The following is an 11,761-nucleotide window of genomic DNA, read 5'->3' on the forward strand; positions in this document are numbered from 1 at the left end:
TGGTGATGCGGCCGGGGAGGTTGGCGGGGGTGAGGTCGCGGCGGCCGGAGAAAGGCGTTGTGGGGGGTGGGGTGGTCGGAGTGGCCAGGTGGGGGAGTTCGGCGGGGGCTGGGGTCGGCGGCGATGCGGCCGGGGGAGGTTGGCGGGGGTGAGGTCGCGGCGGCCGGAGGAAAGCGGAGTGGGGTCAGGGCCCGCAGGGGAGGTGGGTCGGGCTGCGGGAGGGGCGTGGAGCTCGGGAGTGATGGCCGGCTGGGGGAGTGGTTGAGGGTCCGTGGGAAAGCGAAACGGCCCGCCGGAGTAGGGCCGGCGGGCCGTCGTACGGAAGGGATCAGCTGAGGAGCTTGGCGATTCTGGAGACGCCTTCGGTGAGGTCGTCGTCGCCGAGGGCGTAGGACAGGCGCAGGTAGCCGGGGGCTCCGAAGGCCTCGCCGGGGACTACGGCGACCTCGGCCTCGTCCAGGATGATGGTGGCCAGTTCGGCCGACGTGGTGGCGACCTTGCCGTTGATCTCCTTGCCCAGGAGGCCCTTCACCGACGGGTAGGCGTAGAAGGCGCCGGTCGGTTCGGGGCACTCGACGCCGGGGATGTCGTTCAGCATCGAGACCATCAGCTTGCGGCGGCGGTCGAAGGCGACCTTCATCTCGTCGACGGCGCTCAGGTCGCCCTCGAGGGCGGCGATGGCGGCGCGCTGGGCGACGTTGTTGACGTTCGAGGTCTGGTGCGACTGCAGGTTCGTCGCGGCCTTGATGACGTCCTTCGGGCCGATCATCCAGCCCACCCGCCAACCCGTCATCGCGTAGGTCTTGGCGACGCCGTTCAGGACGACGGTCTGGTTGGCGATCTCGGGGACCGCGACCGGCAGCGAGGTGAACTTGGTGTCGCCGTAGGTCAGGTGCTCGTAGATCTCGTCGGTGATCACCCAGATGCCGTGCTCGAGGGCCCAGCGGCCGATCGCCTCGATCGCCTCGGGGGTGTCGACGGCGCCGGTCGGGTTCGACGGGGAGCAGAACAGCAGCGCCTTGGTCTTCTCCGTGCGGGCCGCCTCCAGCTGCTCGACGGTGACCAGGTAGTTCTGGCTCTCGTCGGCCAGGACCTCGACCGGGACGCCCCCGGCCAGCTGGATGGTCTCCGGGTACGTCGTCCAGTACGGCGCGGGCAGCAGTACCTCGTCGCCCGGGTCGAGCAGCGTCGCGAAGGTGTTGTAGACCGCGTGCTTGCCGCCGTTGGTCACCAGGACCTGGGCCGCCTCGATCTCGTAGCCGGAGTCCCGCTTGGTCTTCGCGACGATCGCCTGCTTGAGCTCGGGCAGACCGCCGGCCGGGCTGTAGCGGTGGTTCTTCGGATCGCGGGCGGCCGTGACGGCGGCCTCGACGATGTAGTCGGGCGTCGGGAAGTCCGGTTCGCCGGCGCCGAAGCCGATCACCGGGCGACCGGCCGCCTTGAGCGCCTTCGCCTTGGCGTCGACCGCCAGCGTGGCCGACTCGGAGATTGCACCAATCCGTGCAGAGATGCGGGAAGCCATGCCCCCATCCTGGCACCACCGGTGCGCGGGTGACATCTCGGTATCGCTTGCTGACACCGGCCGGTCCCGGGTGGTAGCCGCCGCGACGGGAACCATCCCGACCCGGGTGGCGTTCAAACCCCTGGAAGGCTGTAAGGTTCTGCTCGCGGTACGGCGCCCGGTGGGGTCGTGGCGGGGTAGGCCTCAGTTCGACCAGGTGGCTTCGACCCCGTACACTCTTCTAGTCCGGGCGTAGATGGCCCTGATCCGGCATGCCCGAGATCAGGTCAGCGGCGTCCGGGAGAGATTGCAGAGGGCACTAGCTCAACTGGCAGAGCATCGGTCTCCAAAACCGAAGGTTGGGGGTTCAAGTCCCTCGTGCCCTGCAACTCCTGACCGGCGCAGGGCCGGTCAGGCCGCCGCTAGCGAAAGAGGTAGGTCGTGACGGAGACGCGCACCCCGGCACCGTCCGGCGCCGGCAAGCCTGCGGAAGGCAAGTCGGGAAACCGGCTGCTGCGTTTCTACCGCCAGGTGGTCGCCGAGCTCCGCAAGGTCGTCTGGCCGACGCGCAAGCAGCTCTCCACCTACTTCGTGGTCGTGCTGACCTTCGTGGTGTTCGTCATCGCGATCGTGTCGGTGCTCGACCTCGCCTTCGGCTGGGCGATGTTCAAGATCTTCGGCTGACCGCCCTCGCCGCAGCGATCCACCGGCGCGCGGTCCCCAGGTGACCGGCGCAGACAACACCCGATGCAGAGATGACGGAGTACAACGTGTCCGAGCGTGACGACGAGGTCCTCGACGATTTCGAGGACGACTTCGACTTGTCCGCTGACGCCGACGACGATGACGACGTCGACCTGGATCTCGACCTGGACCTCGACGACGACGATGACGACGTCGAGCTGTCCGACGACGATGACGACGACCCGTTCGCCGACGTCGACAACGACAAGGCCGAGGCGGAGTACGCCGCCGACGACGACGCCGAGGACGGCGACGCCGACGAGGACGACTCCGACGACGAGCCGGTCGTGATCGTGGCCGCCGACGACGACGCCGAGGACGCCGAGGTGGTCACCGCCGCCGACGTCGACGACGCCGCGGAGGAGCTGGCCGCCGAGACCGCCGAGGTCGCGCCGGACGACACCGAGGAAGAGGCCGAGGACGACGCGGTCGTCTTCTCCGCCGGTGCCGCCGACGAGGACGACGCCGACGAGGACGAGGACGACGACACCACCGGCGAGGCCGAGGAAGAGGCCGAGCCGGAGGAGCCGGGCGACCCGCTCGAGGAGCTGCGGGCCACGCTGCGCTCGCAGATCGGCGACTGGTACGTGGTGCACACGTACTCGGGGATGGAGAACCGGGTCAAGTCGAACCTGGAGAACCGGATCACCTCCCTGAACATGGAGGACTACATCTTCGAGATCGTCGTGCCGACCGAAGAGGTCGCCGAGATCAAGAACGGGCAGCGCCGGATGGTGAAGCGCACCGTGCTCCCCGGCTACGTGCTGGTCCGGATGGACCTGACCGACGAGTCCTGGTCGACCGTGCGGCACACGCCGTCGGTGACCGGTTTCGTCGGGAACAGCCAGAAGCCCGTACCGCTCAGCCTCGAAGAGGTCGAGAAGATGCTCGCTCCGGCCGTCGTGGCGGCGGCCGAGGCGGCGGCGGCCGAGACCGGCGCCGCACCGACGAAGACCGCGGCCAAGAAGAAGGTCGAGGTCGCCGACTTCGGTGTGGGCGACTCGGTCATGGTCGTCGACGGGCCGTTCGCGACCCTGCACGCCACGATCACGGAGATCAATGCCGACGCCCAGCGGATCAAGGCGCTGGTGGAGATCTTCGGCCGGGAGACCCCGGTGGAACTCAGCTTCAGCCAGATCCAGAAAGTCTAAGGACCCGAAATGCCTCCCAAGAAGAAGATCGCTGCCCTGGTCAAGGTGCAGCTGCAGGCCGGTGCCGCGACGCCGGCACCGCCGGTCGGTACCGCTCTCGGTCCGCACGGCGTCAACATCATGGAGTTCTGCAAGGCGTACAACGCCCAGACAGAGTCCATGCGTGGCAACGTCGTACCGGTCGAGATCACCATCTACGAAGACCGCACCTTCACCTTCGTCACCAAGACGCCGCCGGCGCCGGAGATGATCAAGAAGGCCGCCGGTCTGCAGAAGGGCTCGCCGGTCCCGCACAAGGACAAGGTCGGCAAGATCACCAAGGACCAGGTCCGCGAGATCGCCACCACCAAGATGCCTGACCTGAACGCCCGCGACATCGACGCCGCGATGAAGATCATCGAGGGCACCGCCCGTTCGATGGGTGTCACCGTCGACAAGTGAGCCGTCCGGCTCTCGTAGTACGAAGAACTTAAGAGATGTTGTGGCAGGGCAGTCCGAAGTTGCCCGCACCACAACGGACGATGAGCATCGTCCGTCACACAGGAGACAAGTAATGGCACAGCGCAGCAAGGCGTACCGCACGATCGCGGAGAAGATCGACTTCGATCACCTGTACAGCCCGCTCGAGGCGATCAAGCTCGCCAAGGAAGCGGCCGGCAGCAAGAAGTTCAACTCGACGGTCGACGTCGCGATGCGGCTCGGGGTCGACCCCCGCAAGGCCGACCAGATGGTGCGCGGCACCGTCAACCTTCCGCACGGTACCGGCAAGACGGCACGGGTCCTCGTCTTCGCCACCGGTGAGAAGGCCGAGCAGGCCAAGGCGGCCGGCGCCGACTTCGTCGGCGACGACGACATGATCAAGAAGGTGACCGACGGCTGGCTGGACTTCGACGCCGTCGTCGCCACCCCCGACCTGATGGGCAAGGTCGGCCGGCTGGGCCGCGTGCTCGGACCGCGTGGTCTGATGCCGAACCCGAAGACCGGCACGGTCACCCCGGACGTGACGAAGGCTGTCACGGACATCAAGGGCGGCAAGATCGAGTTCCGGGTCGACCGGCACGCGAACCTGCACTTCATCATCGGCAAGGCGTCGTTCGACGAGGCCCAGCTGGTGGAGAACTACAGCGCCGCGCTGGAGGAGATTCTCCGGCTGAAGCCCTCCAGCTCCAAGGGGCGCTACATCAAGAAGACCGTCTTCTCGACCACGATGGGTCCGGGCGTCCAGGTGGACCCCAACGTCACCCGCAACATGCTGGGCGAGGACGACAACGCCTGAGCCTCGGCTCACCTGCAGCACCCGAAAGGCCCCGGTCGAGAGACCGGGGCCTTTCGCTGTTCTCAGACCTGCGCCGCCGTCAAGCGGAGCGCGGCGTCGGCGGTCCGGACGGTGAAACCGTCGTGATGGGTCGCGACGATGCTGCCCGGCGCACCGGCCCTGGCCTCGGTGGGCTCGGTCCGGGCGACCAGGTACTCGGTGCCGTCGAGGCGGACGCGGGCCATCACCGCGGTGATGTTGAGCGCCGCGGCCTTCCGGCGTACGACGGCCGACGGCTCGGTCAGGTCGAGCACGTACTCCTCCGGCGTGAACCGCGGCGCCTCCGTCACCTTCGCCGGGTCCTGCGGCTCGCCGCGGTCACCGGCGACGGCGCGCGGGACAGCCTCGTCGAGGCAGGACGTGAGCAGCGTCCGCCAGCACTCCATCAGCGGGCCGCCGTTCAGGTCAGCCGGCAGCGGCATCGAGCGCTGCGCGAGCACCGCGCCGGTGTCGAAACCGGGCTCGGTCCGGTGCACGCTCGCGGCGACCTCGTCGGAGCCCTCGTAGATCAGCCGTTGCGGGTTCGGGCCGCGGCCGATCGGGAGCGGCGACGGGTGGCAGTTCAGCGCGCCGTACCGCGGGACCTTCAGCACCTCGTCGGGGATCAGCCGCGGAAACGCGGCGGAGATCACCAGGTCGGGCTCCATCGCCTCGATCACCGGCGCGGCGACCGCGCGCAGCTTGTTCGTCACCAGCACGTTCAGCTCCGCGGGCATGCTGGCGATCAGCGGCGGCGCGGTCGGGTCGTAGCGCTCGCCGCCGACCGGCAGCGTGACGAGCAGGACGATCTCGTGGCCGTTGCGGGCGGCCCATTCGGAGACGACGCGGTACCCGGCCTGGAAGGTGTTCAGGGTGACGATTCGGAGCATGCTCACATCGTTGCACCGTCAGTGATCGGCGCCCGGAACGCGGCAAGAACTCGCCGCCGCGACCAGGTCGGGTGTGACCGCGGCCGGAGTGGGCACGCCGGCCAGGGCGAGCGCGTGCGCGAGCTCGTCGTACAGGTCGGTGAGCAGGCGGGTGACGCCGGGGGAGCTGCCGACGGTCAGGGCCCAGAGCGCCGGGCGGCCGACGAAGACCGCGCGGGCGCCGAGCGCGAGCGCGGCCAGGACGTGCTCGCCGCGGCGGATACCGCCGTCGACGAAGACCTCGGTGCCCGGGACAGCTTGGACGACCTCGGGCAGTGCGTACGCCGTGGCGACCGCGCCGTCGAGCTGGCGGCCGCCGTGATTGGAAACGATCAGGCCGGCCGCGCCCGCGTCGACGCAGCGGCGAGCGTCGTCACCACGCAGAATGCCCTTCACCACCACGGGCAGATCGGTCTGCTCGTGCAGCCACCCGATCACGTCCGGCGTCAGGTCGTCGGCCTTGGCCAGGTCGTCGTCGGAGTACGCCGACTCGTCGACGTTCGCCCGCAGATGACCGGGCTGGACGACTTCCCACACCGTCGGCCCGTCGTCCTCCTTGCGCCCGACGACCGGCGTGTCAGCAGTCAGTACGACGGCCCGCGCTCCCGCGGCGACCGCCGCGTCGAGCATCTGCCGGGTGTAGTCGCGGTTCCGGGTCACGTAGATCTGCAGCCACCACGGCGCTCCGGCCGCGGCGATCTCGGCGTACGTCGTACCGGCGTTGCTGGAGACACCGAGCACCGATCCGGCGGCCGCGACTCCGGCGGACATCGCCGCCTCGCCGTCGGGATCGGCCTGCCGCTGCAGGGTGGTCGGCGCGACCAGGACAGGGCCGGCGACGGGCGTGCCGAGCACTGTCGTCGCCGTGCTGATCGAGGACACGTCGGTCAGCACCCGCGGCCGGAACCGGTACGACGACCAGGCCGCGACCGCCTCGCCGACGCTGACGCCGCCGGCCGAGCCCTGCCGGAAGTACCGATGCACTGCCTCGGGCAGCTTCTCCGCCGCGGCCGCTTCCAACCCGTCGATCCATCGCATACGCCGATCCTCGCACCCTGGGGATGCGTACGCAGCGACAGGAAGTATCCCGGCCGGCAGCGCCCGCGGGCGGAGGGCGCGAGCGTGAGGGCGGGAGCCGGCCGGGGATACTTCCTGTCGGTCGGTACCGGGCAGCGGGTAAACTGCGAGCATGCAGCAGCACGGGCAGCGATTTCCGCGCCCCGGCCGGCACAGCGGTGCCGTCGGGGTAGGCCGCTGCTGCGCTCTCTCCCTGAGGTGACCGCGGCCGGTCGGGGTGTGTGGTTTCCCCCGGACCTGCTCATCTCAGGAGATTCACCATGGCTGTCCTCACCACCTCCGAACTGCACGCCGCCCTCGCCCTGCGCGACCTCGCCGACCCGGCTCAGGGCCCGCACGCGATCCAGCTGATCGTCGACGCGCTCCGCGTCGCGCTCAACCGGGCCTGGCCGTACACCGAGACCTGGATCCGGCGCGACCACCCGGTCGTCCCGCTCGCCGACAACTACGACAACCTCGGGTACGCCGCCGACGCGGTGACCCGGGACGCCCGCTACACCCGCTACGCCTCCGACGGTGAGGTGCTGCGCAGCCACACCTCGGCGATGATCCCGCCTGCGCTGCGAGAGCTGGCGCAGTCACCGTCGACCGACGTGCTGATGATCTGCGCCGGGATCTGCTACCGCCGCGACTCGGTCGACTGGCAGCACACCGGAACCCCGCACCAGCTCGACGTCTGGCGGATCAGCCGCGACGTCGAGCTGGGCGAACCCGAGCTGGAGCAGCTGATCGAACGCCTGGTCAGCACGATCCTGCCCGGCCGGATGTACCGGACCGTCCCGGCCGTGCACCCGTACACGACGCACGGGCGGCAGATCGACGTCCTGCTCGACAACCAGTGGATCGAGATCGGCGAGTGCGGCGTCGCGGCGCCCGCCGTCCTCAGACGGGCCGGGCTCGACGAGCGCTGGACCGGGCTCGCGATGGGCCCGGGGCTGGACCGGCTGATGATGCTGCGCAAGGGGATCCGCGACATCCGGTTGCTGCGGTCAACCGATCCGCGCGTGGCCGCGCAGATGCTGGATCTGCAGCCGTACAAGGAGGTCTCGGCGATGCCCGCCGTACGCCGCGACCTCTCGGTCGTCGTCGGTCCGGACACCGATCTGTCTCCGGAGCTGCTCGGGGATCGGGTCCGCGCCGTGCTCGGAGAGGACGCGGCCGAGTCGGTCGAGGTGCTGAGCGAGACGTCGTACGACGAACTGCCGGACGCCGCCCGGCAGCGCCTGCAGCTCGCGCCTGGGCAGCGAAACGTGCTGGTCAGGCTGGTCCTGCGGCCGGTCGACCACACGCTGACCGACGCGGAAGCCAACCAGCTCCGCGACCAGGTCTACAAGGAACTGCACGAAGGCCCGGTCGTGGAGCTGATCGGCTAGCCGCCGTGGCGTCGCTCTGGGTCAGATGATGGCCCAGAGCAACGCCGCCATCCCGAACCCGACCAGAGACAAGACGGTTTCCAGAACCGACCAGGTCAGCAGGGTCTCCTTGACCGTCATGTTGAAGTACTTCGCGACGATCCAGAAGCCGCCGTCGTTCACGTGGCTGAGGATGATCGAGCCCGCGCAGATGGCGGCGGCGATCAGTGCCAGGTGGGCTTGCGAGTAGCCGTCGGCGGTGAGCAGCGGGCCGACGATGCCGCCGGTGGTGACGATCGCGACGGTCGCCGAGCCCTGCGCGATGCGCAGACCGCAGGAGATCACGTACGCCAGCAGGAGCACCGGAAGACCTGCGCTGGAAAGGCTCTTGGCGAGCGCGGCTCCCACACCCGTGGCCGAGATGACGGCGCCGAAGAACGCACCGGCGCCGACCACGAGCAGGATCATGCCGACCGGCTTCAGCGAGTTGCTGCTCAGCTCGCTGAACTCGGCGTTGCTCATGCCACGTCGTACGCCGAGCAGGTAGTACGCGAGCAGGACGGCGATCAGCAGCGCGACGGCCGGGTTGCCCAGGAAGGTGAGGACGCTGAGCAGGTCGCGGTCCGGGTCCAGGATCAGCGTGCCGAAGGTGGCGCCGAGGATCAGGATCAGCGGCAGCACGATCACGCTCATCACCAGCGCCAGCGAAGGCTCCGGCCGCGATTCCTCCTCCGGTGCGACGTAGTCGGCCGGAACGCTGACCGGGACGCGCGGCGCGATGTAGAGCGGCCACAGGATGCCCGCGACGGCGAACGCGGGCAGGCCGCAGGCCAGACCGATGATGATCAGCCAGCCCATGTCGACGTGCAGCAGCCCGGCGACCGCGGTCGGGCCGGGGTGCGGCGGCAGGAACGCGTGCGTCATCGACAGGCCCGCGAGGACCGGGAGCGCGTACAGGACCAGTGACTTGCCGCCGCGCTTCGCCGCGACGTACACGAGCGGGGCGAGCACGAAGATGCCGATGTCAAAGAAGACCGGGATGCCGAAGACCAGGCCGACCAGGCCCATCGCGACCGGCGTCCCCTTCGGGCCGAACAGCTTCAGCAGGCGACGACTCAGTACGTCGGCACCGCCGGATCGCTCCAGCAGCGCACCGAGCACCGTGCCCAGGCCGATGATCACCGCGATGTGGCCGAGGATGCCGCCGAAGCCCTTCTCCAGCAGCGAGTCGCTGGACTTCAGCGCCGTACCGACGATCGTGCGGACGTTCAGCCCGGCCGCCAGGGCCAGGAACAGGCTGGTGGCGAGCAGCGAGATGAACGGTTCGAGCTTGACCTTGATGATCAGGAACAGCAGCAGCGCGATCGCTACCACGCACAGCAGCAGCAACCCGGGGGTGCTGGTGTGCAACCAGTCGATGGCTCCGGACATGGGGGGACTCCGAGGGGTGGGGAGGGACCGCGGTCGGGACTACCGCGGTACGGGCACTGCAATCAGCTCAAGGCTGCACAGAAGGCCTTCGCCTTCGCGGTGATGTCGGACCAGTTGGCGGCCGCGACGTCGGCGGGGGAGACGACGTCGGTACCGGCGCTCACCGCGAGCGCGCCCGCGTCGAGGAACGCGCGCGCGTTCGCCGAGTTGACGCCACCGGACGGGACCAGCGGTACGCCGGGGAACGGGCCGTTCAGGTCCTTCAGGTACTTCGGGCCGAACTGGTGGGCCGGGAAGATCTTCACCGCGTCCGCGCCGAGCGCGATCGCGGTCATCACCTCCGACGGGGTGAGCGAACCGAGCACGACCGGTACGCCGGCGTCGTGCGCGGCGGCGACGATCGCGGCGGCCTCGGGGCCCTGGCCGGGGGTGACCAGGAACTTGGCGCCGGCGTCGACCGCCGTCCGGGCCTGGGCCTCGGTCTGCACGGTGCCGGCGCCGACCACTGCACCGGTGTCACCGGAGGCGGCTCGCTCGAGGTGCTTCGGCAGGTCAGGGGTGGTGAAGGTGAGCTCGATGACGTGGATGCCGCCAGCCACGAGCGCCGAGCAGAGGTCGCGGGCGTCGGTGATCTCGGGGGCGCGGACGACGCTCAGCACCCGGTCGGTGCGGAGGAGGTCGAGGGTGGTCATACAGATCCTTTCGTGGGGCGGAGATCCGTCGGGGAGACAGGTGGAGGCGGGGGCTGGTACTAGGGAGTGCGGCGGATTGCTCGGCCGGGGAGGGCGTCCGTTCGTACGCCGTTCTCGATGACGGGGACCCCGGCGACGAAGACCCAGGGAATGCCTTCGGCTTGTTGGCGGGGGTTGGCGAACGTCGCGGTGTCCTTGACCGTCTCGGGGTCGAACAGGACCAGATCGGCGCGGTACCCCTCGCGGATCAGGCCGCGATCGGTCAGACCGAGCCGGCGCGCCGGGCGCCCGGTGAGGTGGTGGACGCAGTCGGCGAGGTCGAGGACGCCGAGCTCGCGGACGTAGTGGGCCAGGTAGCGCGGGAAGGTGCCCCAGGCCCGCGGGTGCGGTTTGCCGCCGACCAGGATCGCGTCCGAGCCGCCGGTGTGCGTCGGGTGCTGCATGATCGCCTGCACGTTCTCCTCGTGGCCGACGTGCTGGAGGATCGTGGTGGCCAGGTTGTCGCGGATCAGCAGGTCGAAGAAGACCTCGGCCGGTGGCTTGTCGATCCCGGCCGCGATCTCGGCGACGGTGTTGCCGACGGCACCGGAGAGCGCCGGGTTCTTCACGCCGCCGATCTCGATGGTCTGCCAGTCGGTGACGCAGCCGTGGCAGCCGTCGGTGCCGACCTGCTCCAGTTCGTGGGTGATCCGGGCTCGGTCGTCGTCGTTCTGGAGTCTGGCGAGCAGCGTGTCCGGGCCGCCCTCGGCGGTCCAGCTCGGCAGGATCGCGGCCAGGGTGGTTGCCCCGGGCAAGTACGGGTAGGTGTCGGTGGTGATGTCGACGCCCTGGGCGAGGCCGTCGTCGATCATCGCCAGCAGGTCGACGCCGCGGCCGCGGTTGGGCTCGAAGTTCATCGTCGCGTGGGTCAGGTGGAGCGCGCAGCCGGAGCGCTTCGCGACGTCGATCATCTCGGCGTACGCGTCGAGGGCGCCCTTGCCGTACGAGCGCTGGTGCGGGCTGTAGTAGCCGCCGTACTCGGCGACGACCTTGCACAGCTCGACCAGTTCCTCGGTGGTGGCGAACATGCCGGGGGTGTAGGTGAGGCCGCTGCTCATGCCGACGGCGCCCTGCTGCAGGCCTTCGGCGAGGAGGCGCTTCATCTCGGTCAGCTCGGCGGGCGTTGCCGAGCGGTTCTCGGTGCCGACGACCATCATCCGGAGCGTGCCCTGGGGGATCAGGTACGCCGCGTTGCAGGCGATGCCCTGGTCGAGGCGGGCGAGGTAGCCCTCGACGGAGTCCCAGGAGAAGTCGAAGTCGTCGGGCTCGCCGTTCCAGCCGGCGATCTGGCGGCGGACGGCGGTGCGCGTCGGTGCGTCGATCGGGGCGAAGGAGAGGCCGTCCTGACCGAGGACCTCGAGGGTGACGCCCTGGCTGACCTTCGCGGTGTGGTCGGGGTTGGCGAGGATCTGGAGGTCGGAGTGCGCGTGCATGTCGATGAAACCGGGGGAGAGGACCAGCCCGGAAGCATCGATCGCCCGCCCCGCTCCCCGCCCGCCGCGGGCCGGGGGGGGGGGAGGGTGTGTGGCCGCCGGGCCCGCGCGGACGCGC

At 69.7% G+C, this 11,761-nt stretch carries 11 protein-coding genes and 1 tRNA gene; 6 read left to right on the forward strand and 6 right to left on the reverse strand.

The window, feature by feature from the left end:
- Positions 1–328: 328 nt before the first annotated feature.
- Entirely contained in the window at positions 329–1,522 is a 1,194-nt protein-coding gene (locus AB0M01_RS22715; RefSeq protein WP_363672510.1) for a pyridoxal phosphate-dependent aminotransferase, read from the reverse strand.
- 292 nt (positions 1,523–1,814) lie between these two features.
- Between AB0M01_RS22715 and AB0M01_RS22720 the strand changes: the two genes are divergently transcribed.
- From AB0M01_RS22720 to rplA, 5 genes are all read left to right on the forward strand, one after another.
- Positions 1,815–1,887, forward strand: a tRNA-Trp gene (locus AB0M01_RS22720).
- 55 nt (positions 1,888–1,942) lie between these two features.
- Complete coding sequence (secE, locus tag AB0M01_RS22725; protein ID WP_145802759.1) at positions 1,943–2,185, forward strand: preprotein translocase subunit SecE; 243 nt, start codon at positions 1,943–1,945, stop codon at positions 2,183–2,185.
- Between the two features lie 425 nt (positions 2,186–2,610).
- The gene (gene nusG, locus AB0M01_RS22730; protein WP_363672554.1) at positions 2,611–3,396 is read left to right on the forward strand and encodes a transcription termination/antitermination protein NusG; all 786 of its coding nucleotides are present in this window, start codon (positions 2,611–2,613) and stop codon (positions 3,394–3,396) included.
- Between the two features lie 9 nt (positions 3,397–3,405).
- The gene (rplK, locus tag AB0M01_RS22735; RefSeq protein ID WP_363672512.1) at positions 3,406–3,837 is read left to right on the forward strand and encodes a 50S ribosomal protein L11; all 432 of its coding nucleotides are present in this window, start codon (positions 3,406–3,408) and stop codon (positions 3,835–3,837) included.
- 112 nt (positions 3,838–3,949) lie between these two features.
- Complete coding sequence (gene rplA, locus AB0M01_RS22740) at positions 3,950–4,672, forward strand: 50S ribosomal protein L1 (protein WP_363672514.1); 723 nt, start codon at positions 3,950–3,952, stop codon at positions 4,670–4,672.
- 62 nt (positions 4,673–4,734) lie between these two features.
- On the opposite strand, the gene AB0M01_RS22745 is transcribed toward rplA, so the two are convergent.
- Positions 4,735–5,580 (reverse strand): formyltransferase family protein, encoded by an 846-nt coding sequence (locus AB0M01_RS22745; RefSeq protein WP_363672516.1) that lies wholly within the window; start codon positions 5,578–5,580, stop codon positions 4,735–4,737.
- A gap of 18 nt (positions 5,581–5,598) precedes the next feature.
- The gene (locus AB0M01_RS22750) at positions 5,599–6,657 is read right to left on the reverse strand and encodes an alpha-hydroxy acid oxidase (protein ID WP_363672518.1); all 1,059 of its coding nucleotides are present in this window, start codon (positions 6,655–6,657) and stop codon (positions 5,599–5,601) included.
- Positions 6,658–6,956: 299 nt separating this feature from the next.
- Between AB0M01_RS22750 and AB0M01_RS22755 the strand changes: the two genes are divergently transcribed.
- Positions 6,957–8,069 (forward strand): hypothetical protein, encoded by a 1,113-nt coding sequence (locus AB0M01_RS22755; protein WP_363672520.1) that lies wholly within the window; start codon positions 6,957–6,959, stop codon positions 8,067–8,069.
- A 21-nt stretch (positions 8,070–8,090) separates the two neighbouring features.
- Here AB0M01_RS22755 and AB0M01_RS22760 read toward each other — a convergent pair whose 3' ends face one another.
- The 3 genes from AB0M01_RS22760 to AB0M01_RS22770 all read right to left on the reverse strand — a co-directional run bounded on the left by AB0M01_RS22760 (position 8,091) and on the right by AB0M01_RS22770 (position 11,685).
- Positions 8,091–9,479: a gluconate:H+ symporter gene (locus AB0M01_RS22760; protein ID WP_363672522.1), complete on the reverse strand. Its 1,389-nt coding sequence runs from the start codon at positions 9,477–9,479 to the stop codon at positions 8,091–8,093.
- A 62-nt stretch (positions 9,480–9,541) separates the two neighbouring features.
- Positions 9,542–10,171 (reverse strand): bifunctional 4-hydroxy-2-oxoglutarate aldolase/2-dehydro-3-deoxy-phosphogluconate aldolase, encoded by a 630-nt coding sequence (locus tag AB0M01_RS22765; RefSeq protein ID WP_363672524.1) that lies wholly within the window; start codon positions 10,169–10,171, stop codon positions 9,542–9,544.
- Positions 10,172–10,230: 59 nt separating this feature from the next.
- Positions 10,231–11,685: a D-aminoacylase gene (locus tag AB0M01_RS22770; RefSeq protein ID WP_363672556.1), complete on the reverse strand. Its 1,455-nt coding sequence runs from the start codon at positions 11,683–11,685 to the stop codon at positions 10,231–10,233.
- Positions 11,686–11,761: the final 76 nt, after the last annotated feature.

Source organism: Kribbella sp. NPDC051770 (assembly GCF_040681455.1).
GTDB lineage: Bacteria > Actinomycetota > Actinomycetes > Propionibacteriales > Kribbellaceae > Kribbella.